The following is a 22,376-nucleotide window of genomic DNA, read 5'->3' as shown; positions in this document are numbered from 1 at the left end:
GGTCTTTTTTTCTGGCACCCCTATACTTTCCAGATGTTGAAAACATTGATTGGCATCTTCTTCAGCGTCGGTTTGGCTGTGGGCAGTCCGGTTAAGCTCGAATATGCCCCGGCCCCGGCAGACAATCCGCTGAAAGGTTTGGTGCCGTATGTCGGGCAGGGAAAAGGGCTCTTCCCCCATAGCATGGAGTTTTCCTATCTGCCACTCTCCTCGGTGGTGGTCGGGGAAAAGGAATATGACTGGAGCCGGCTGGAAAAGCTGCTGAACGATGTCGCTTCGCGCGGGCACCAAACGGTCTTCCGCTTTTATTCCGAATATCCAAACGGGGCGCCAGGAGTCCCGCAATACCTTTTGGACCAAGGGCTCATCCAGCATGAATGGAAACAGGGCGCTAAAACCCAACTTACTCCCGACTACTCCAATGGAAACCTGCGGAAGTGCATCATCGATTTTATTGCCGAGCTGGGCGCCCACTATGATGGCGACCCGCGCATCGGCTTCATCACCGCCGGGCTCCTCGGGAAATGGGGGGAATGGCATAATTATCCGCAAAACGAATGGTGGGCGGATAAGGAGCTCCAGGCCGAAGTAATTTCCGCGTACGAAGCTGCATTCAAAACAACCCCGATCCTCCTGCGCTACCCGGCCGGCGTGGCCGACGCGCACCAGGTCAGCAATGTTGACAGCAAGCTGGGCTACCACGACGACAGCTTTGCCTGGTCGACGCTATCAACCGGGACCGATGGGAAGCCCTGGCATTTCATGCCGCAAATGAAACGTGCCGGTGCGTTGGATAAATGGAAACGGTTTCCATCGGTGGCGAAATCCGCCCGGAGGCCTGGGGGCAGGTGTTCGATGCCAGCCCCGCCGACACACGCATTCAGGATTTTTCCGCGTGCGTGGAGCAAACGCACGTTACCTGGCTGATGGACAGCGGCATGTTCAACCGTAAAACATGGACCCACGCCCGGAAGGCGCGGGGCATCGAATGCGTACGCAAGATGGGCTATGAATTTCATATTCCCCAAGCGGAATACCATGAGGACGCCGGGCGGCTTACGATTTCTTTCCAGATCGAAAACCGCGGCGTGGCTCCGTTCTACCATGCCTGGCCGATCGAGTTGGCCCTGCTTTCCAACGAGCAGACCGAGGCCGCTCCCCAAAAGACAAACGAAACCCTGTTACACATTCTGCCGGGTGCGCCCCCCAAAGGGATCCAACTCGGGATCGATGTTTCAGCATGCAGCCCCGGAAGCCACAAAATCCTGCTCCGCGTTCCCAACCCGCTGCCGGGCGCCGCGCCGGTGCGCTTCGCCAACCGGTCGCAGGATCAGGATTTGGCTGGATGGATCACACTCGGCACCGTTCAGATCCGTTAATCTTATCTGCACCAAAACCTTGCCCTGCCCCCCAAAACCCGACAGAGTGCGCGCTTTGAATTTTGAACAAAATCTCTGTGATGCACTTCACAGGAAAGGAAAACATGGCAGAAGAACAATCCCTTGAAAACATCCAGATCGACGGCGCGAACCTCTGGAAAGAGGAAAACTATACCGACCTTCAGGTGGGGTCGATCCGCAAGCTGATCCCGATCAAGCTCGATGGCACCGAAGACGAAGCCCGCGAAGCATCCTGGTCCGCCACTACGAATATCATGACCCCCGGCGGCGCGCTTCCGATCTCCGGCGAGATCGATGCCTCCAACCTGGAGGAAGCCGTGGCCAAATTCCCGGAAGCCATCAACGCCGCCATCAAACAGCTGCAGGAAGACATGATCCGCATGCAGCAGGAGCAAGCCAACCAGATCATCACCCCCGACCAGCTCCGCGGCGGCAAGAACGACCTCATCATCTAGTCCGCAGTCCCAGGATCCCGGCAACAGCAAAAGCGCCCCGAAAAGGGCGCTTTTTTTGTGGATAGAAATTCCAATCTCGACCTCTCTACGGGCTGAGCGGCAGCTCGGCCTGCACGCGGTAGAAGCGGTTGGTGCCGACCACACCGACGACCATTTCGCCGATCTCGCCGCTGAACGGCGGCACGAAGCTCGACCCGGCGCTCGTCCATCCGTTGGTCAGCTCCGCGGTGAATTGCAACGTGTAGCGGCGTGTGGGTCGGCACATCCAGAACACGGTGTTCGTGTCGCCATCGACCTCGAAGTCGGTGATCCGCAGGAAGTCACCGGAGTCGAACGGGTCGGTGTCGGCGTAGTATTCCCTGAGATTATCGTGCGGGTCGGCGTCGGGGTTGCCGGAAGCGTCGGCCACGGCGGCATTGAGGCCGTGGTCGGTTTCCCAGCCGTCGGGCATGGTGTCGCCGTCGGAGTCGGCGGTGGCGATGAGGAATTCATAGGCCCCGATGTCGATGGTGGCGGTGCCGTTGGTGTCGCCGTCGAGCGGGCGCGGAATGCCGTCGAAGTCGGATGAAGCCTGGGTGAGGGCATTGCTTCCGGCATCGATGCAGGGCGAGGTGGCCAGGAGATGGAAGTCGGCGGTGGGGGCATCCACAAACTGCGGATCGGTGTATATACAGTCAACATTTGCCCCTGACGGCGGATAGGTCACGCTGTCGGACAGGCAACACCGAACTGGGTCGGTTGCATAGAGGTCGCTCCCCGTCGGCGCGGAGTTCGACCAGATGATGGAGTTGTAGGCCGAGCTTCTTTCCGCCCCGCCACCGACAGAATAAGCGGTGTTGTTGAACACAACGCAGTTGTAGAGATCCGCTTCCGACACCGCGCCGCCGTCACTCGCGGAGTTTCCATAGAAGATGCAGTTGTATAGCTGCCCATCGCGCACCGCACCTCCATCGCCCGCAGTGGAGTTGGAAATGAAAACGCAATCCCGCATAACGTGATTATACCAAGATTTGGCTCCCCCGGTTCCGTTGGCATGGTTACCGATGAAGGTGCAGTTGGACGCACCGTCCTGGTATATCGCGCCGCCGTGTTCGTTTGCCCAGTTGTTAGTGAAGAAACAATCGTATGCATAAGTAGCCACGATCGCGCCGCCACTGTTGTTCGAGGCGATGTTGCCGGAAAATGAGCAGTTGATTACAGCGACACCAGCGTACACCGCTCCGCCGGATCTCACAGCAACGTTGTTCGAAAAAACGCAATCGATTACCGAACCGGCCTCATAGACTCCCCCTCCCAGGTCTGCCGTGTTGCCGATGAAGACGCAATTGCTGGGTATCGCTGTGTTGGAAAAGATACTGAACCCACCACCTTTGCTTGTAGCCTTATTGTTAATGTAGGTGCAATTGTTGGCAGAGGCATTGAAGGTTCCGCCACCGCTGCCAAGAGAGGTATTGTTGGTAAAGACACACGCGCTGGCAGAGCCGGAATAGATCCCGCCCCCTTCATAAGCCGCAATATTACCGGAGAAAAGGCACGCGGTTGCCGAGCCGTCAAAGAAGCCCGCACCGCGGTTTGCTGAATTATCGATAAAGCGGCAATCGTATGCGTCGCCGTTATATAGTCCACCCCCGTCGGCTCCCGCCGAATTTCCCGTTATAACGCAGTTGGTGATCATGACGGAATCGTCGGCACAGTAGATTCCTCCAGCGTTCCCCGAACTGTATCCATTGGTGATGGTGAAGCCGCCGAGGAAAGCCCCGGCTCCGAGGCTAAAGCAACGGTTGCTGTTGACGGCTACCACGAGCGTATCCTCTAAACCGCCCATGCTCTCCAGCCGGATCCCGCCGGGCACCGAAACCTCCGCATCCAGCAGGTAGGTGCCGTTGGTCACGAATACGGTTTCCCCGGCAGATGCCTCATCGACGGCGTCCTGGATGTTCATCGCCGCCATCGCCCAGTTGGTATAGGGGGCGACCGGTATTGCGTTGTTGATGTCCACATAGTACGTGGCCGCAAATGCGGCGGCGCTCCAGAACAGAAGCGCGATGGTAGCGATTTTATTTTTCATGGAACTCTCCTCCGTGAAGGGTTGATGGGTGAAATTTCCAAGGAATGGAAAGCGGGGTTCGGAGGGAGGAAAACGAAGCGGAATGCCTCGTTCCGGCACCGCCTGGATGAATGGAGAATTATCTGCATTCCAACCGCCTCCCGGTAGGTGAACATCCGGCAGGATAAGCCTTTCGGGCGGGCTGTCAACAAAACACCGGAATGAGACCCGCATTTACCGAACCTATTGAAAAACATGCATTTAATGATACCCCTACATACCTATTGGTGTTTTATGGATTTGCACCTTTACACCCCTCGCCAACGGCGTTAAAACCGCCTTGTCGGAACCAAGGAGAGACACAACGGTTAAATTCTAGAAAAGCCCGTGATTGGGCTGGGGAGGAAAGACCTATGAAGGCTCAAGTATTCCGCACCACCGCGCTGCTCATTGCAGCCCTATCCATTGCAGCCGTCTCGCTGCAGGCAGCGCCATCGCTGCCCATCACCAAACCGCCGGTTCAATCCACCGGCATCCTCACCGGCCCGATGCAGGATCCGGCAGCGACCAACGGCCAGTGGTTCCTCGATCTCGCAACCGGCGACGAGGAATACCGCCCGTACGAGTTCCACGACAACCTGCTGGAGTATGGAGGAGGCAACGCCGAGACCTACGCCATCGAGGGGATCGTTCCTCCAGGTGGAATCCAGTATGCCACCGGCGCCAGCGGCGGCTACGGCGATCCCATCATCGGTTTCAAGATCGATGCATGCATATACAACGATACGCTTTCGACCTTCGGGGATGCTTCGGCATCCGACAACAGCCACGGCGAGAGCCGCCAACCCATGGCGGAAGATGAATTTTATGCCGGCACGCTGGTCGATACCAAGCTGACGGCGGACTTTGCCATCGCCGATACCGGCCTGCTGCCAAATGCATTTACCGGCCCGTACAACCAGCCACCGTATCCAAGCTGGATCATCGCCGACAATGAGGACGAGTTGGCCTGGTATTGTTGGAGCCCGGCAGATCCCCCTGCCAATCAGGAGGTCGGAAACTACTATGTGCCGACCTGGGATTTCGGAGACATTCCCGTTTATAATTCGACTTGCAGAACGCTGGACTTCACCGTCGACCCGCCCATGGATCCGACCGACCCGCGCTACGACCTCTTATACGCATCGCAATCGGATGGAATCGACCTTTTCGCCAACCGTACCACCTCGCTCAAGATCAGCACGTGGATCGATCTGCTCGGAGACGACAGCACCTACACCCCCTACCCCGAGCCGCCGGCCCGCAGCTCCGATGTTTCCGTCTTCCACGACGAGCCACCACCCTATGAACCGACCCACAAGATGCACTGGCCGCAGCTCCCCGACCCCAATGGCTGGGACGTGCGCGCAAGCTATCACGAATGGGGCCCCGACCAGCTGCAAAAAGTGCTGGCCGACGATTTCCAATGCTCCGCCAACGGGCCGATCACCAAGATCACCTTTTGGGGTTCCTTCGAGTTCGACGGCTTCAACCCCTCCCACGAATACGGAGGCATCACCAACTTCCACCTCAGCCTGCACAAAGACATCCCCGCCGATCCGCCATGGGTGCCCTACAGCATGCCGGTGATTCCATCGGAATGGGAATTCGATCTCGATCCCTTCAACCTGCCTGCCGGCTGGGCCATTGAGGTCACTGCGGAAGCACCCTCCTCGCAAGGCTGGTACGATCCCAACCACGACACCTTCGAGGAAAACAACCATTCACAATACTTCCGCTACGACGTCACCATCCCGGTCGACGACGCCTTCGTGCAAACTGAAGGCGAAATCTACTGGCTCGACATTTCCGTGATGCTGGGCGAATCGGAAGCCCTGTGGGGATGGAAAACCTCCGGTTCCGAGCACTTCAACGACGATGGTGTCTGGGCCGACCTACCCGTCACCAACCTGGCCCAATGGAAGGAACTGCGCGATCCCCTCACCGGGGAATCGCTCGACCTCGCCTTCGTCATCGACGGCGGCGACCCCGACCCCGATCCATACCCCGACGCCAAGTGGTTCCAGCCGCCCGACCTTTCGAGCAACGGCTTCGATGTGGCGTGCCGCCTGCAAGGCGATCCGCCCATCCTGCTGGCGGATGACTTCCTGTGCACCAACCATTGCGCCATCACCAACATCATCGTCTGGGGTTCCTGGCTGGGAGATGAGTTGCCCATGATCGACGGCATCGCCAACCCGAGCAACGTCAGCTTCACCCTGAGCTTCCACGCCGACCTGCCCGCCGGAACGGCGCGCCCCTGGAGCATCCCCGGATCGAACCTATGGGTGAGGACGTTTAACCCGAGCGAGTTTTCCGCCGAACCGATCACCTTCGACGGCATGCAGGAAGGCTGGTACGACCCGCCCTCCGGCACCTACATACCCAACGCGGACTGGACGTGCTGGCAATACACCTTCCCGGTCGATCTCGCCGACGCTTTCGTGCAGACCGGCACGGTCGATCGCCCGATCATCTACTGGCTGGATGTACAGGCCCATCCGATCGATGAGATGGAAGAGGCCCGCTTCGGCTGGAAAACCACGCCGCCAGACCACCAATGGAACGACGACGCAGCCTGGTCGCCCAACCTCGAACTCTACAACGGCTACGACTGGTTTGACCTGCACTACCCGCCCGGCCACCCCTACCACCAGTGGGAAGACAACTCCTTCGACCTCGCCTTCGCCCTCTTCTGCGGCCCCGAGGAACAGATGGAAAACTACGACTGGGGCGATGCACCCGACGCCGCCGGCGCGGTGGGCTTCAACACCCTGGCCGCCAACACCGGCGCCAACCACGCCATCATCCCCGGCTTTATGCTGGGCAACCAGATTGACGGCGAGCCGGACGGGCAGCCGACACCACCCGCCGATGGGGATGACATAAACATCCTCTATCCCGGCGTTCCCTACCCTGCGGGCGACGAGGACGGCGTGGTCTTCACCTCCGCCATCGTCCCCGGACTCAACGCAACGCTGCAGGTGACCATGAACGGGGCCGCCGCGGCGATGCTGGATGCCTGGATGGATCTCGACGGCTCCGGAACCTGGACAGCCGGCGACCAGATATTCAGCTCCCATGTCCTGAATCCCGGCGCCAACAGCTTGAGCTTCCCGGTTCCAAACACCGCGGTTCCCGGAACCAGCTATGCCCGGTTCCGGCTCAGCACCACCGGGGGTCTGTCGCCGATCGGCTACGCGCCCGACGGCGAGGTCGAGGACTACCAGTTCATCATTGAAGACCCAATCGACTGGGGCGATGCGCCCGACACCCCCTACCCAACGCTCTCCGGCAGCGGTGGCGCAAACCACTATATCCTCGGCGGCGGACTGAACCCGACCCTCGGCGCGTTTGTCGATCCCGAACCGGACGGCCAGCCCACACCCGGGGCCGATGGCGACGACCTTGACGCCCTCTACCCCTCGCTAGGCGACGACGAGGACGGCGTCACCTTCCTGACGCCGCTCATTCCCGGTGCAGTGGCCCAGGTCAATGTCGTGGCCAGCGGCCCGGCCGGCTTCCTCCAGTGCTGGGTCGATGCCAACGGCAACGGTTTCTGGGGCGACCCCGGCGAACAGGTGCTCATGAACGTATCGCTGGCACCTGGAAACAATTTGCTGTCGTTCGTGGTTCCGCCAAACGGAACCGGAGCCTCCGTTCCTGCCGGCATCCGCTTCCGCTACAGTAGCGTCCGCGGACTGCCCTTCAGCGGCACGGCCCCCGACGGCGAGGTCGAGGACTACATGGAGGAGGTCTACCCGGATTCGGATATCGACTGGGGCGATGCCCCCACCGGCTACCCCACCCTCGCAGCCAACAACGGGGCGCATCATCTCCTCGGCTCCCCATTGTTCCTTGGCAAAGCAGTTGATCCTGAACAGGATGGACAGCCAAGCATCAATGCGGACGGCGATGATGCCAACTTGCTGTATCCCGGCATCCCCTATCCCCCCGGCGACGAGGATGGCGTGATTCTGACCTGCCCGCTGCTCATGCCCGGAGGCTATGCTTCGGTGAATGTGATTGCATCGCAACCCGGCATGCTGGACGCGTGGGTGGACTTCAACGCGGACGGTAGCTGGGCACAGGCCGGAGATCAAATCTTCAGCGGCCAACCACTCGCCATGGGCACCAACTCCCTGTTCTTCCCGGTTCCGCTCACTGCCAGCTGGGGCCCCGGCTACAGCCGCTTCCGCCTCAGTGGAGCTCCAAGCGCGTATCCTGCCAGCGTCTCCTATACTGGATTGTGCATGGATGGCGAGGTCGAGGACTATGAATTCCTTATCAAAAACGCCGATCCCGGACGGGACTTCGGCGATGCGCCGAATTCATACCCAACCCTGCTTCCGACAGGAGCCCGCCACACCATCGTGGCCGGCGTTATGCTGGGAGCGGTGATCGACCCCGAACCCGATGGCCAGCCCTCGGCGGCAACCTTGGATGACACCACGGGCCTCGACGACGAAGACGGCATAAGCTTCGGCGGAAAAATCGTGGCCGGATCGAACGCCACCATCATTGCGGTTGCCGGCGTTTCGGGCGGAAATCTCGACGCGTGGATCGACTTCAACAACGATGGTTCCTTCGCCGGCGAGCACTTGTGGCTAGGTTCATCGCAATGGTTGAATCCGGGGGCTAATAGCTTGACGTTCGCGGTTCCGGGACTGCCGGCGCAGGCGCTCGGCCCGAGTATGGCCCGCTTCCGTATCTCCACGGCAGGCGGCCTGGCACCATCCGGCCCGGCGAATGACGGCGAAGTGGAAGACTACGGAGTGAAGCTCTTCCAGCCTGCACCGACCAACCTGGTCATTACCAAGCTGACGTTCAATACAGGCTTAACGGTTTCGACCAACGAATGGACAGTTGAAAACGGCATTCAATACCAGTTGGAAACAAAGACCAACCTGCTGGTCAGCCCTTGGATTCCAACCGGCAGTCCAGTCATCGGCCCGGTCAACTGGCAGACCAACAACATATCGGCCGAACGCGTCAAGTTCTACCGCGTCACCGTGCCGTGGACGCCATAGTTTAAGCGCCGTAGGCAAGGCGCTTCAGATGGGCGGCTTCCCACCGCCCTCCGGGGACTGGAAAAGAGATCCAGTCCCCGGTTTTTCTTTAGATCCTTCCCTCAAAGTAAAGACTTGCACCTTAATAGGGATTTGTTCTTTACGAAAAAGAGATTCCCGACTATTAATTACATTCGCCAGCTGGCGGTCATGCCGGTTGCCAAACCAAGGGGATGAACATGAACGACCAGCTCGGTTCACGATCGGCAATCGCCGCCTTCAACCATCCCGCGCACCCCGCTTTGCCTACAGGAATCCAAGCCCTTCGGGAGGAAGGGTGTTCCCTCGGCATAATGGAAGAAAAGGAGATGGAACCATGAAAGCAAAAGCAGCAATTGCCGGCACCTTGCTGGCTCTGATTCTGGCGGGTAGCGCCGTTGCCCAGGAGGAATTCGACTTCGGGGATGCCCCCGACCCGGGATTCCCGACACTGCTCGCCAACAATGGCGCGCGGCACTTGGTTTCCATTGGTTCCCAGCACATTTTCCTCGGTTTGGCTCCCGTCGATACCGAGCCCGACGGGCAACCCCATATCAACGCCATCGGCGACGACAACGACATTGCCTATCCACCACCGTTCGACGATGAGGATGGCGTTTCCTGGGATACACCGCTGATTCCCGGGCAGGTTGCCCAGATCACGGTGACGGCATCGGTCAACGGCGATCTCGACGCCTGGATCGACTTTTCAGGCAATAACGACTGGACGACGGTTGGCGACCAAATCTTCACGACGCAGCCGCTGATCGCCGGTGCCAACACACTGAATTTCAACGTACCCGTCTGGGCGAGTCCCGGCTATACCTACGCCCGTTTCCGCTTCAATGCCAGCGGAGTGGCGCTTCAACACGTCGGCCCGGCACCCGATGGCGAGGTGGAGGATTATTTCATCCAGATCACCCAGGAACTGGAAGACTTCTATGACTGGGGCGATGCCCCCGATTCGGCTTCAAGCCCGAAATATCCAACCCTCGCTGCCAACAACGGTGCCAACCACCTGATCAATGCCAGCGTCTATCTCGGAGCCGTCGTCGACATCGATCTCGACGGACAACCGCATGCGAAGGCACTCGGCGACGACATCAACCAAGCCTATCCCGGCAGCCCCTACCCTCCGGGCGACGAAGACGGCATTGCTTTCACGTCGTTGCTCGTGCAAAACCAGACCGCAACGCTCACCGCGACCGCCTCGACAGCCGGCTACCTCGATGCCTGGATCGACTACAACCAGGATGGCGTATGGAATGCGGCCGAAAAAATCTTCAGTAGCACACCGCTAGGCGCAGGAGCCAATGCGCTTTCCGTAACCATTCCGGGCGGTGCCACCGCAGGCAAAACCTTCGCCCGCTTCCGCTTCAGCCTCAATGGCGGGCTCGCCCCCAACGGGACGGCACCGGACGGCGAGGTGGAGGACTACGAAGTCTGGATTGAGACCACCGAGGAAGACCACAAGATGCACTGGCCGCAATATCCCGACCCCCACGGCTGGGACGTGCGCGCGAGCTATCTCGACGGTAATCCCGACGATCAGTTCCACAAGGTTTTGGCCGACGATTTCCTCTGCACCTCCAACGGCCCGATCACCAAGATCACCTTCTGGGGTTCGTTCCAATACAACGGCTATATTCCAACCAACTTCCACAAGTTCAACGGCATCTCGAAATTCCATTTCAGCTTCCATAAGGATATCCCGGTCGATCTACCGGAAATCCCCTACAGCCGTCCGGTCGTGCCGGCGGAATGGGAAATCGATGTCGATCCCTTCATGCTCCCGGCGGGTTGGGAAATCACGGTGACGACGGAGGAACCCTCGTGGCAGGGCTGGTACGATCCCAACACCGGCAACTGGAACACGAACGACCACAACCATTATTTCCGCTACGACATCACCATTCCGGAGGCGGATGCCTTTGTTCAGGTGGAAAGCAACATCTACTGGCTCGACATTTCGGTCGATCTCGAAGGAACGGAAGGCTACTGGGGCTGGAAAACCTCGCGCTCGCCGCACTGGAACGACGATGCGGTCTGGGCAGACCTGCCGGTTGAATTCCATCAACAATGGGGCGAGCTGATCGACCCGATCTACAGCAACTCCCTCGACCTCGCCTTCATCATCAACGATGAAGTGGAACCGGAGGAAACCTACGACTGGGGCGACGCCCCCGACCAGCCCTACCCGACGCTGGCCGCAAGCTCTGGCGCCAACCATCTCATTGTTCCCGGTGTATTCATGGGAACCCTGATCGATGCGGAAACCGACGGTCAACCCAATGCCACCGCAACGGGCGACGACCTGGCCGGCCCCGCAGCGGACGACGAGGACGGCGTGGTCTTCAACACCCCGCTCTTCCCGGGGCAACCGGCGCTGATCGATGTGACGGTTTCGCAGGCCGGCTGGCTCGATGTCTGGCTCGACGCCGACAACAACGGCGACTGGCTCGGCCCGAACGACCTGGTCTATAGCGCCTACGTTTCGGCAGGCCTCAACCCGCTCTCCATCAACATTCCGCTGAGTGTCCCGCCGGGGCAAAACTTCATGCGCTTCCGCTACAACACCAACGGCCCGCTTCCGCCCACTGGCGGCGCGCAGAATGGCGAGGTGGAAGACTATGAAGTCGATATCGAGCTCGAACCGGAACTCGACTTTGGCGACGCGCCCGATCCGGGCTACCCAACCTGGCTCGCCATGAACGGCGCGCGACACATCATCTACGGCGGCCCCGCCATTGCCCTGCGCATGGGTGCCAAGGTTGACGCCGATCCTGATGGCCAACCCACCGCCGCAAGCGACGGTGACGATACGGACGGCTCCGACGATGAGGAAAGCATCGTCTTCACCACCCCCATCATCCCGGGAACCTGGGCGAAGATGGATCTGACCGTGGGCGTTGGAATTCCGGCCAGCGGCTATGCCTGGCTGCAGGGCTGGGCGGACTTCAACAACGACGGCGACTGGCTGGATGCCGGCGAACAAATCTTCGCCGACGAGCTCGTCACCTTCGGCGCCAGCGGCTCGGGTGTAAACAATCTCAGCTTCCCCGTACCGACCACGGCGTTGCCCGGGGCGCTCCACCTACGCCTGCGCCTCTCCACCTACAAAGGTATTGGCATAACCGGCCTCGCCTATGACGGAGAGGTGGAAGACTACCTCGTCCACGTCGAGGAACCGATGGACATCGACTGGGGCGACGCCTTCGACAACTGGATTACTCCGGTCTACCCGACCATCCTGCTCAACAACGGTGCCCACCACGTAATCGATGGAGTCCACTTCCTCGGCGGGCAGATCGATGCCGAGGCGGATGGGCAACCGGCCATCGCGGTCGACGGCGACGACATTGTCGGGCCATCCCCCGACGACGAGGATGGGGTGTTCTTTACCACCATGATCTTTGCCGGCGGCTATGTGGGCGTGGACGTGGACGCCTCCACCAACGGCGTGCTCGATGCGTGGGTGGACTTCAACAACGACGGCGATTGGGATGATCTGAACGAGCAGATCTTCAGTGGCCAAAACCTGCATCCGGGCATCAACAGCCTCGGCTTCACGGTGCCGGCCTCCGCCGCCACGGTCTATCCGATCACCTCGCGCTTCCGCTTCACCAGCGGCGGTATCTCCACCTATACCGGGCTGGCGATGGACGGCGAAGTGGAAGACCACGCGCTCGACATCCAAGCCGTCGACACCAACGGCCTCGACTTCGGCGATGCGGACATCTTCCCCGAGACCGTGCTGCCCAACGGCGCGCGCCATGCCATCGTGCCCGGCATCGTACTTGGTTCGGCCATCGATTGGGAACCGGATGGACAGCCCTCTGCGGCGGACATGGACGACATGAACGGGTTGGACGACGAGGATGGCGTAGTGTTCAACAACCTGCTCATCGCCGGAAGCAGCGGCTCCATCGACGTCATGGCCGGCAGCGCCGGCGGACAGCTCGATGCATGGATCGACTATGGCAACGACTTCTCGTTCGTGGGCGACCACCTATGGGGAGGCACTTCGCACCCGCTGTTACCGGGGCTGAATGCAGGACTTACTTTCACGATTCCCGCACCTCCCCTGGCAATCGGCCCCGTGTTCGCGCGCTTCCGAATTTCGTCGGGCGGCGGACTTGCGCCAACCGGTCTGGCGACCGACGGCGAGGTGGAGGACTATCTCGTTGAACTCTTCCAGCCCGCACCAACCGTTCCGCTGAAAATCACGAACCTGACGTTCAACGCCTCCTGCACCACCTCAACCGTGGAATGGACGGTGCAGAGCGGCATCACCTATGAGCTGGAATCAACCACCAACCTAGTGACCGGCCCGTGGATGTATGTCCCAGGCAATCCCGTAATCGGCCCGGCCAATTCGCTGACCGACAACATGTCGGCGGAAACCAGCAAGTTCTACCGCGTCAGGGCGCCTTATACGCCATAGTCGCAATCCGGAACCGAATGCAGGGAGGGGCCGCAAACATCGGCCCCTCCTTGCTGTTGCAGAACACCATTCCAAGACCTAAGCCTACATCACACCGCCCTCCAAGCAACCTTCCCCTTGCAAGCCTTGCAGCACACCGTATACAATAGCCAAATCCTCAACCCAACCGAAGGAGACGTATGAACCTGCTTGGAAAAACCGGCCTCAATGTCATGCCCATTGGTTTTGGAGGAATCGTAGTCATGGATTCCGAACCGAAGCAGGCTTCAAGGGCTGTTGCAGATGCCATTGAGTTCGGCATCAACTATTTCGATGTCGCACCATCATATGGCAATGCCGAGGAAAAGCTCGGCCCTGCACTGGAGCCGTTCCGCAAAGATATCCACCTGGCCTGCAAGACGCACCGAAGAGACGCCAAAGGGGCCCGCGAGACACTCGACCAGTCGCTGGAACACCTGAAGACGGATTATTTCGACGTGTTCCAGCTCCATGCCATTACCGACGTAGAAGAGGATGTGAAGGCGGCCTTTGCAAAGGGCGGTGCGATGGAAACGATCCTTGAAGCAAGGAAGGCCGGCATAATCAAGCATGTCGGTTTTTCAGCCCACTCCGAAGCGGCCGCCTTGGCTGCACTGAATGAATATGATTTCGACACGGTCATGCTGCCTGTCAGCTTCGTTCTGCATTACCAGAAGCAGTTTGAATCCAAGGTTCTGAAGGAAGCCAAGAAGCGGAACTGCGGCATTATTGCCCTCAAGACGCTATCGAGCAACAAGCGTCCGGAAGGCCAGGCACCGTTGAAATACAAAAAGTGCTGGTACGAGCCGATCGACGATCCTGGACTGGCCGAACTGGCCATGTGCTGGACGCTATCGCAGGGAGTATCACTGGCTGTATCCCCCGGCGAAGAGGTGTTGCTTAGAATGATGATGGATCTGTATCCGAAACTCCACAAGCTCACGGAGTCGGAAATGGAAACGCTGAAAGCTTACGCTGCGCCACAGGTTCCGATTTTCTAGATCCCTCCCGTTCCCCGAATCGTCTCGTATAGAGATCATCACCGGGTTGCGCTTAACCCGATTTCAGGACTACATACTTAAGTGGAATCTGCGTCCTTAAAATGGCAGAAAAGCCACGAAACAGGACGACGCGCCAACTCTCGCCCAAAACCAAAAAACCCCACAATTGGTCAATAATAGCAGGGTTTTAAGGTGGTGCCCGGAGCCGGACTTGAACCGGCACAGCCGCAATGGCCGAGGGAGTTTAAGTCCCTTGTGTCTACCAATTTCACCATCCGGGCATTCAACGGTACGCGCAAAAAACCAATCTGGGTCCAGTGGGAGATTCCCGCCCCAAAACGCTCGTACCAAATGAAGCGTGATGTTATAGCGAGCGGCGAATTGAATGGCAACCCTGTATCGGCGCGAAGGATGGCCTTGCCGCCGGAATCTGGATCTACGATTGCTGCATGAAGGCCCGAACCAGGCGCAGGTCGGCATAGGTGACCTTGTTGCCGGAGGCCTCGATGATGGATTTCATGGAGGCGCCGGACAGGCGGCTGAAGAGTTCTTCGCACAGCATCCGCTTGCCGGGATCGATCAGGCGATCGAGTTCCAACCCAGTGCCGTTCCCCTCCTCGAGCAGGGTTTCGATATGCTGGCTGATGGTGCCTTCGGAAAGATCGCGCACGGCGGCGATGGCTTCCATCGAAAGGCCATCCTTCGCCATCTTCTGGGTTTCGCGCACGGTCTGCCCGGTCTTCTTTTTCTTCTTCTTGACCTTGAGCGGCACCTGGAGAATGGAGCGTTTCTCGGCCTCCTCGGGATGCATGTGCTTGAACATTTCGATGATGGTCATGAAGGTGTCGCCATATTTCCGGAGCTTGGCGTCGCCGACGCCGGAGATGCCCGACATCTGCTCCGGCGTGTCGGGGAAATAGAGCGCCATTTCGCGCAGGGTGCGGTCGGAGAAAATGACGAAGGGCGGAATGCCCTCCTCCTGCGCCAGGCGCTGGCGCTCGGCGCGGAGCTGATCGAACAACTGGTGGGAATAGTCGCCGGTCATCGCGGTTGCCCGGGCCTTCTTGCCCTCCTTCTGGCGGATCACTTCGAACGTTCTTTTGCCGAACAGGATCTGTTTCCCTTTTGGGGAGAGTTCGAGCGCGGAATAGTGCTCCGTATTCTGGACGATGCAATCCTGCGCCAGCAGGTCGTCGATGACGCGGCGCCAGTATTTTTTATCCTGGTCCTTGCCGACGCCATAGGTCTTGAGCTGGTCGTGGCCGAGCTGTTTGATTTTCTGGGTTTTGGCACCGACCACGATATCGGCAATGTGCACCGCGCCGAACTTTCCACCTGAACGATGGATGGCCGACATGATTTTTTGCGCCGACACGGTGGCATCGACCCGCTCGACGTCGCCCATGCAGACATCGCAGGTTTTGCAATTGTCTTTTTCATAGGTTTCGCCGAAGTAGCCGAGGATGGTTCTGCGGCGGCAGGCGTTGGCCTCGGCAAAGCGTACCATCTGGAACAGCTGCTGTTCGGCAATATCGCGCTCGCGCGGATCCTCGGTCTGCTCAATGAAATAGCGGATGCGCACCATGTCGGAACGGTTGAAAAAGAGGCGGCAGTGCGAGGGCTCGCCATCGCGCCCGGCGCGGCCGGTCTCCTGGTAGTAGCCCTCCATGTTTTTCGGCAGGTCGCCGTGCAGCACGAAGCGGACGTTGGATTTATCGATCCCCATGCCGAAGGCAATGGTGGCCACGACCACTTCGACCTCGTCGCGGTTGAACTTGTCCTGGTTTTCCTTGCGTTGCTTCGGCGTCAGGCCGGCGTGGTAGGCCAGCGCGGGAATTCCCTGCTCCTGCAGGAACTCGGCGGTCGATTCCACGCTCTTGCGGGTGGTGCGGTAGATGATGCCCGAATCGCCCTTGTGGTCGTGCAGGAATTCGAGCAGCTGGATTTCCAGGTTTTCTTTCGGCACCACCTGGTAGAACAGGTTCGGGCGGTCGAACGAAGCGCGCGTCAGGTGCGGGTTGCGCAGGCCGAGCTTGTTGACGATGTCGGCGGAAACCTGGTGCGTCGCCGTGGCCGTGAAGGCGGCAATGCCGGACTTGGGGAAATGCTTTACGATGTTGGAGAGCAACAGGTAGTCGGGGCGGAAGTCGTGCCCCCACTCCGAGATGCAGTGCGCCTCGTCGATCGCGAAAAAAGAGACCTCGGCCTGCTTAAGCGTGGCGATGAAGTCCGGCATGGCGAAGCGTTCGGGCGAGACATAGAGCAGGTCGAGCTGATGGTTTTCCAATGCCGTGTAGACCCGGCGGCGATCCGCCATGCCCAGCGAGCTGTTCAAAAACTCCGCATCGAGGCCGTTGGCCTTCGCCGCATCGACCTGGTCTTTCATCAACGAGATCAACGGACTGATCACCACGCACAGCCCTTCGAGCATGTGCGCCGGCAACTGGTAGCAGAGCGACTTTCCGCCGCCGGTCGGCATTACCGCGAAGACATCGCGCTTTTCCAGGATCGCGGCGACAATCGCCTCCTGGTTCGGACGGAAATCCCGGAAGCCAAAGATACGGTGCAGGGCATCGTGCATCGATTCGCTCATTCCCACACCACCTTGACCTTGGGGTAGGTTGGAATGGTGCGATCCTTGGTGAGGATCGTCATGCCATGCGCCATGGCCGAGGCAATGATGATCCGGTCGAACGGATCGCGGTGGATATGAGGGAGCTGACCGGATTGCCATGCAATCCCGGCATCAATGGGAACCGTTTTCACACAATGATGTTCCAAAGCGCGCTCGAAGCGGGAAAGCGGTCGCTTGCCCCAATCCAGTTTTTCGCATTTCGTGAGCAGGCTGATCTCCAATGCACTAATCGCGGACACATGCAACTCCTGGGCATGGTACCGGATGGCCGACTTTGCGGTTTCGGTCAGTTGAGGTAGATCCGTTGCCAGCCAGATTAGGGCGTGGGTGTCGAGCAGTAGCATTAGCGATATTCCTCCGGCCAAAGCTCTTCGGTCGATTCAAGTGGGTCGGAAAGGTATTTGGCCGATCCCTTCAGTTTCGGATCCTGCTTCAAGGGGTCGAAGCCTGCCGGCACCTCCTGATGCACCACGATATCCACCACCGGCTTGTTGTTTTTGCAGACGGTATAGGGTTCGCCGGTTTCGCAGACCTGCCGGACAATCTCGGAAAAATTGGTTTTGGCTTCGTAGATATTGAGTCTTTTCTTCATGGCCAACCTCCGCGAGCATGATGGTTGACCAACTTGGTCAAGTCAATGGATTTGTTGCGTGAGGCGTGACCAAGGGCTATGCGCCTGATCGGCGCGACAAACATCACGATTCAATCGTCATTTTTCACTTTCGCGCTTGAGCTCTGCAATGCGTTCCATAATGAGCGCGGCGTGCTTGTCGTAGGCCTCGCGCCCGGATCCCAAGGCCTGGAAATCCTCCTGGGTGATCGGTTTACCGTAGGTGATCGTGACTTTGGTGGGCTTGATGAATTTGGCGCCTTTTGCATGGGCTTTGTAGGACCCGTCGATATAGGCCGGCACCACCACGCAGCCGGACTTTTCGATGATGAACCCAATGCCGCCCTTGGCCTCCTGCAACTCGCCATCCTCGGTGCGGGTTCCTTCGGGGAACATGGAAACCACCTTGCCCTCCTTGAGCATCCGCACCGTGGTTTTGAGCGCCTTCATATCGCCGGTTCCACGCGAAACGGGAATGCAGCCGACCGAATCCATCCACCACTTGCCAAAGCCGGGCTTCCACAGCGTGTTGCGCGCCATGAAATGCACCGGGCGGTAGCGGTAGCCCACCCCGACCACGGGCGGATCCAGATAGCTGGCATGGTTCGAGGCAATCATGACCCCGCCCGTTTTCGGAATATTTTCCGCCCCCCGGATCCCCAGACGGTGCCAAACCAAAAGAAACAGCTTAAACAGACGGGTCGACCAACGGTAGACCGGACTATCCTTCATGCTTTCATACTTAACCAAGTCAGTAGACATCACTCCCCCTTTACGGCATCAACCACCGTCTGAACCACTTCTTCGAGCGTCATGGAGGTGCTATCGATCACCTGCGCGCCCGGCGCCACCACCAGCGGATCGGTCTTGCGGGTGGAATCGATCTTGTCGCGCTTCTTCAAACTCTCCATCACCTCGTGCGCCTTTTCGTCCTCGCCGGCCGCGACGAGTTCGCGGTAGCGGCGCATGGCGCGCTCCTCCGGGTCGGCGTCCAGATAAAACTTGTAGGGCGAGTCCGGGAACACGACCGTTCCAATGTCGCGCCCCTCCATCACCAGCGAACCAAAGTTTTCGAGCGACTGCAGGCTCTCGACCACAAACTTGCGGACTTCGGGAATCGAGGCGACATCGGCCACCGATTCACGCACATCCTTGCCACGAAGCTCCTGCACCGGAACATCGCCGTCGATGGAAAAGACCGCCGCCCCGTCCTGGACAAAGAAATCCCACTCGGCATTGAGCATGCAGTCGATCACTTCAGCCGAATCCTTTGCATCCACACCCTTGCGGATCGCCTGCCAGGTCACGCCGCGGTAGAGCGCGCCGGAATCCACATAGATGAACCCCAACTCGGCGGCCACGCCCTTTGAAACCGTAGACTTCCCCGAGGCCGACGGCCCGTCGATTGCTATTGCCTTAACCATTTTCTCTCCATTCAAATCTATTTTAAACACTCGCTCGCAAGCTCGCTAAAGACACAAAGGCAACAAAGCCCGAACCGCTTAGTGTCCTTCGTGCCTTTGTGGTTTAATTATTCCACCGTTCCGCCGAGCTGCTCCATATGCTGCCAGAACTCTGGATAGGAGGTATCCACGCAACCCACATTCTCAATCGTTATTGCCCCGTCGCTGAAGCTGTTCAAAATCGCCACCGACATCGCAATGCGATGGTCGCCGTGGCTATCGATCACCGCGTCGGGGGTTTTCAGCCTTGCCGGCCCGGTGACCACCATGCCGTCCTCCTTTTCGTCCACTTCGATACCGAAGAGCTGCAGGTTTTTCACCATTTCCGCAATCCGGTCGGATTCCTTCACGCGCAGCTCGGCGGCATCGCGAATATCCGTTTGGCCTTCGGCCAGCGCACCGGCCACCGCAATGATCGGCAATTCATCGATCAGGTTCGGGATTTCGTCGCCCTCGACCACCGTCCCCTTCAGTTGCGCACCGCGCACCCTGATGGTTCCATAAGGATCGCCCTTCTCTTCCGTCACGCTCACTTCGATATCCGCGCCCATGCGCTTCATCACATCGAGGAGCGCCGTGCGACGCGGATTGAGGCCCACGTTTTCAATCAGCAGTTCCGCCCCCGGACGCGCGGCTACCGCAACAATCCAGAATGCCGCCGAGGAAAAATCGCCCGGCACAAAAAAGTCGCGCGCCTTGTAACGCGGCCCCTGCTTCCCAAATCCTTCAATCGAAATCTCCAGCCCATTGATCTGAATGGGAATGTCCAGCGCCTGGAACAGTTTTTCGGTGTGGTCGCGCGTCGGGCGCGGTTCGATGACCGTTGTTTTTCCTTCGGCAAAGAGGCCCGCGAGCAGCACGCACGATTTCACCTGCGCCGAAGCCATCGGCAGCAGGTAGCCGATGCCCTGCAGGTTGCCACCGGCAATCATCATGGGCAGCGTGCCCTTCTTGCCGGTTAGGCCAATGCGGGCCCCCATCAGTTCGAGCGGTTGGCGGATGCGGCCCATCGGACGCGACGAGAGCGAGGCATCGCCCACCATCGCGGCTTCGATTCCGGAACCGGCCACAATGCCGGCCAGCAGGCGCGTGCCCGTCCCGGAGTTGCCCATATCGAGCGGCTCCTCGGGTTGCCGGAGCTCGCCGGCCACACCGGTGATGTATAGGGCATCGTCCTTGAATTCGGCCTTGGCCCCCATCTGCTCCATGGCGGAAAGCGTGCTGCGGGCATCCTCGCCATTGAGATAGCCCACCACCCTCGACGTGCCTTCCGCCAACGAGGCCAGCATGGCCACGCGTTGCGAAATACTTTTGTCGCCCGGAACGGTGACCGTTCCGCCCAGCTTTGCCGGAAATATTTTTTTACTGCTCATAGTTTTTTTTCACCACCCGCTTCGCTGAAGAACTCGAAGATAAGGAAGCTTTCCTTCGTGTTCTTCCGGACTTCGTGGTGAATTACCTTTTTAAAAATTTGTTCAGTTTAAGAATTTCGTTGCGATCATCGCGTGCGTCTTCGAGCCATTTGCGGATATCGTCGCCATTGCCGCTGCGCAGGATGCTGATCAACCCCTGCAACTCTTCATGAAAGCGATCAAGCTCGGTTTCAAGCGCCGCGCGGTTGGTATCGATGATGTCCACCCACATATCGGCCGATCCGGAGGCCACCCGGGTGGTATCCTTGAACCCGGTGCCACAAAAGTCGGCCTTTTTCGCCGGATCGCCATCGGCCACGGAGCGCGCCAGCGCGGCGGCCACCATATGCGGCAGGTGGCTGGTCGAGGCCAACAGGGCGTCGTGCTCCTCCGGCGACATTTCCACCACTTCCGAACCGGCCCTTTCCCAGAGGGAGCGAACCGCCCGCTTGGCCTCGGCCGGGGTCTCTTCCGACGGACAGACGACGGTCAACCGGCCCTCGTACAAATCGGGGTTTCCGGCATCGATCCCCGTTTTTTCGGAACCGGCGATGGGATGGGAACCCACAAAATGGGCGGCGGAATCCTTGAAGAGCGGCGCCATCGTCTTCAGCAGCTCGGACTTGGTGCTGCCGACATCGGTCACCACCGCGCCGGGCTTTAACGCCGCAACAATCTGCTCCGCCAACGAGGCAATCGTCCAGATCGGGACGCAGACCACCACGATGTCGGCATCGCGCACGGCATCGGCGGGATCGGCAAAGACCGCGTCCGCCACCCCGCCCTCCATGGCCTGTTCGCGGGTTTCCGCACGCCGCGCATACCCCAGGATTTTCCCCGCATAGCCCCGCTTTTTAAGGCCAAGCGCCAACGAGGCCCCCATGAGGCCTAATCCCAAGATCGCTATATTCGGTGAACGTTCCATGTTGCTTCCATTGATTCAAAGGCCGCCTATTGTCCTTGGATTGGAAATTAATTCAACCCAAAACCCCCTTGCCGGCCCCACCACCCAGGGTCATTCGCTTCTCCGCAGTACGTTGCTGTTCAGCGGGGTTATGGTTAAACCTTAATTCGGGAATGGAACCACGGATGAACACAAATGGACGCTGATATTCAAGAAGATACGAAATTTGTCCCACGCTCCCGAGGGTTAGATATCGGTTATGCATATCCTGTTTTGGGTTCTGTGTTTATCCGTGGTTCATTGACGTTTCCGGGATAAAACATCGTAGGTTTGACTCATACGATTGCTCAAAATTGGAGGGCGAGGCTCTGTCCGAGCCGCTGCCGAGGTTCGGTTCCATCTCGGACAGAGCCTCGCCCTCCAAAAACAACGATCTATAGATGTGGCGGCTAAATATCGGGATTTATTTGCCACAAGAGAACGCAAAGATAACAAGGAATTCTCCATATGGTTCTGAGTTCCATGCGCGCAATTGCTTCTCAATTGTGTGGCCAAACCTCCCTGCTGAGAATTCACAATATTTTATCGCCGGAGCAATAGATGCCTTGCTGGTGGGGCGCACGCCGTCCGCCCCTCCACGAAACAAGCGTACGGCATCTCATATGTTCAATGCTCTTGCGGACAGAGAACATCATACTTGCATAAGTGTGATATATCGAAATAGGCACGTATATATGGATACAAGGCATTATCTTACTTGCATAAGTATGATAGTTCCCCCTTGTCTCCAGGAACCCGGGCATTCCGGAATCGCCTGCACACCTACTCCAAACTCCCCGCAGCAAGCTGCGGGGTATCTAGAGCGGATCGGGCCCCCGAGTCTTGCGTTCGGAAGTCGCC

14 protein-coding genes and 1 tRNA gene are annotated in these 22,376 nt (G+C 58.9%); 6 read left to right on the top strand and 9 right to left on the bottom strand.

Annotated elements, in window-relative coordinates; all coding sequences use genetic code 11:
* Positions 1-33 precede the first annotated feature (33 nt).
* From E9954_RS33245 to E9954_RS01735, 3 genes are all read left to right on the top strand, one after another.
* The gene (locus tag E9954_RS33245) at positions 34-927 is read left to right on the top strand and encodes a hypothetical protein (RefSeq protein ID WP_246046694.1); all 894 of its coding nucleotides are present in this window, start codon (positions 34-36) and stop codon (positions 925-927) included.
* Positions 849-1,379: a DUF4832 domain-containing protein gene (locus tag E9954_RS01740; RefSeq protein WP_246046713.1), complete on the top strand. Its 531-nt coding sequence runs from the start codon at positions 849-851 to the stop codon at positions 1,377-1,379. Before E9954_RS33245 ends, E9954_RS01740 begins: the two co-directional genes overlap by 79 nt.
* A gap of 104 nt (positions 1,380-1,483) precedes the next feature.
* Positions 1,484-1,855, top strand: a complete 372-nt coding sequence (locus E9954_RS01735; protein ID WP_136077523.1) for a hypothetical protein — start codon at positions 1,484-1,486, stop codon at positions 1,853-1,855.
* An 85-nt stretch (positions 1,856-1,940) separates the two neighbouring features.
* Here the strand turns inward: E9954_RS01735 and E9954_RS01730 are convergent, their stop codons facing one another.
* Positions 1,941-3,923 (bottom strand): choice-of-anchor Q domain-containing protein, encoded by a 1,983-nt coding sequence (locus E9954_RS01730; RefSeq protein WP_168441890.1) that lies wholly within the window; start codon positions 3,921-3,923, stop codon positions 1,941-1,943.
* 392 nt (positions 3,924-4,315) lie between these two features.
* Here E9954_RS01730 and E9954_RS01725 point away from each other — a divergent pair, with 392 nt between their 5' ends.
* The 3 genes from E9954_RS01725 to E9954_RS01715 all read left to right on the top strand — a co-directional run bounded on the left by E9954_RS01725 (position 4,316) and on the right by E9954_RS01715 (position 14,452).
* Positions 4,316-8,971 (top strand): DUF7901 domain-containing protein, encoded by a 4,656-nt coding sequence (locus tag E9954_RS01725; protein WP_136077521.1) that lies wholly within the window; start codon positions 4,316-4,318, stop codon positions 8,969-8,971.
* Between the two features lie 355 nt (positions 8,972-9,326).
* Positions 9,327-13,433: a GEVED domain-containing protein gene (locus E9954_RS01720; protein ID WP_136077520.1), complete on the top strand. Its 4,107-nt coding sequence runs from the start codon at positions 9,327-9,329 to the stop codon at positions 13,431-13,433.
* Positions 13,434-13,612: 179 nt separating this feature from the next.
* A complete protein-coding gene (locus E9954_RS01715; protein WP_136077519.1) occupies positions 13,613-14,452 on the top strand; it encodes an aldo/keto reductase in 840 nt (279 codons plus the stop codon).
* A 193-nt stretch (positions 14,453-14,645) separates the two neighbouring features.
* Here E9954_RS01715 and E9954_RS01710 read toward each other — a convergent pair.
* The 8 genes from E9954_RS01710 to E9954_RS01675 all read right to left on the bottom strand — a co-directional run bounded on the left by E9954_RS01710 (position 14,646) and on the right by E9954_RS01675 (position 21,497).
* Positions 14,646-14,733 (bottom strand) — tRNA-Leu (locus E9954_RS01710).
* Between the two features lie 155 nt (positions 14,734-14,888).
* On the bottom strand, positions 14,889-17,045 hold the full coding sequence (gene recQ, locus E9954_RS01705; RefSeq protein WP_168441889.1) for a DNA helicase RecQ: 2,157 nt from the start codon (positions 17,043-17,045) through the stop codon (positions 14,889-14,891).
* Positions 17,042-17,431 carry a type II toxin-antitoxin system VapC family toxin gene (locus tag E9954_RS01700; RefSeq protein ID WP_136077518.1) on the bottom strand — a complete coding sequence of 130 codons (390 nt, stop codon included), beginning with the start codon at positions 17,429-17,431 and terminating at the stop codon, positions 17,042-17,044. Before E9954_RS01700 ends, recQ begins: the two co-directional genes overlap by 4 nt.
* The gene (locus E9954_RS01695; RefSeq protein ID WP_136077517.1) at positions 17,431-17,679 is read right to left on the bottom strand and encodes a type II toxin-antitoxin system Phd/YefM family antitoxin; all 249 of its coding nucleotides are present in this window, start codon (positions 17,677-17,679) and stop codon (positions 17,431-17,433) included. Before E9954_RS01695 ends, E9954_RS01700 begins: the two co-directional genes overlap by 1 nt.
* A gap of 117 nt (positions 17,680-17,796) precedes the next feature.
* Complete coding sequence (locus E9954_RS01690; protein WP_136077516.1) at positions 17,797-18,459, bottom strand: lysophospholipid acyltransferase family protein; 663 nt, start codon at positions 18,457-18,459, stop codon at positions 17,797-17,799.
* Positions 18,459-19,121, bottom strand: coding sequence for a (d)CMP kinase (cmk, locus tag E9954_RS01685; RefSeq protein WP_136077515.1), 663 nt, complete (start codon positions 19,119-19,121; stop codon positions 18,459-18,461). The genes E9954_RS01690 and cmk overlap by 1 nt, the downstream gene beginning before the upstream one ends.
* Positions 19,122-19,228: 107 nt before the next feature.
* Complete coding sequence (gene aroA / locus E9954_RS01680) at positions 19,229-20,533, bottom strand: 3-phosphoshikimate 1-carboxyvinyltransferase (RefSeq protein WP_136077514.1); 1,305 nt, start codon at positions 20,531-20,533, stop codon at positions 19,229-19,231.
* A gap of 82 nt (positions 20,534-20,615) precedes the next feature.
* Positions 20,616-21,497: a prephenate dehydrogenase gene (locus E9954_RS01675; protein ID WP_136077513.1), complete on the bottom strand. Its 882-nt coding sequence runs from the start codon at positions 21,495-21,497 to the stop codon at positions 20,616-20,618.
* Positions 21,498-22,376 lie beyond the last annotated feature (879 nt).

This window comes from Pontiella desulfatans (genome assembly GCF_900890425.1).
In the GTDB taxonomy this organism is placed as follows: Bacteria; Verrucomicrobiota; Kiritimatiellia; order Kiritimatiellales; family Pontiellaceae; genus Pontiella; species Pontiella desulfatans.
The sequence above is the reverse complement of the archived record's forward strand: the minus strand, read 5'-3'. Positions and strand labels throughout refer to the sequence as shown.

Coding starts and splice junctions, on each gene's coding strand:
- E9954_RS01675 (WP_136077513.1), bottom strand. CDS start 21,497: ATGGAACGTTCACCGAATATAGCGATCTTGGGATTAGGCCTCATGGGG.
- E9954_RS01735 (WP_136077523.1), top strand. CDS start 1,484: ATGGCAGAAGAACAATCCCTTGAAAACATCCAGATCGACGGCGCGAAC.
- E9954_RS01715 (WP_136077519.1), top strand. CDS start 13,613: ATGAACCTGCTTGGAAAAACCGGCCTCAATGTCATGCCCATTGGTTTT.
- E9954_RS01695 (WP_136077517.1), bottom strand. CDS start 17,679: ATGAAGAAAAGACTCAATATCTACGAAGCCAAAACCAATTTTTCCGAG.
- recQ (WP_168441889.1), bottom strand. CDS start 17,045: ATGAGCGAATCGATGCACGATGCCCTGCACCGTATCTTTGGCTTCCGG.
- E9954_RS01690 (WP_136077516.1), bottom strand. CDS start 18,459: ATGTCTACTGACTTGGTTAAGTATGAAAGCATGAAGGATAGTCCGGTC.
- cmk (WP_136077515.1), bottom strand. CDS start 19,121: ATGGTTAAGGCAATAGCAATCGACGGGCCGTCGGCCTCGGGGAAGTCT.
- aroA (WP_136077514.1), bottom strand. CDS start 20,533: ATGAGCAGTAAAAAAATATTTCCGGCAAAGCTGGGCGGAACGGTCACC.
- E9954_RS01700 (WP_136077518.1), bottom strand. CDS start 17,431: ATGCTACTGCTCGACACCCACGCCCTAATCTGGCTGGCAACGGATCTA.
- E9954_RS01725 (WP_136077521.1), top strand. CDS start 4,316: ATGAAGGCTCAAGTATTCCGCACCACCGCGCTGCTCATTGCAGCCCTA.
- E9954_RS33245 (WP_246046694.1), top strand. CDS start 34: ATGTTGAAAACATTGATTGGCATCTTCTTCAGCGTCGGTTTGGCTGTG.
- E9954_RS01720 (WP_136077520.1), top strand. CDS start 9,327: ATGAAAGCAAAAGCAGCAATTGCCGGCACCTTGCTGGCTCTGATTCTG.
- E9954_RS01730 (WP_168441890.1), bottom strand. CDS start 3,923: ATGAAAAATAAAATCGCTACCATCGCGCTTCTGTTCTGGAGCGCCGCC.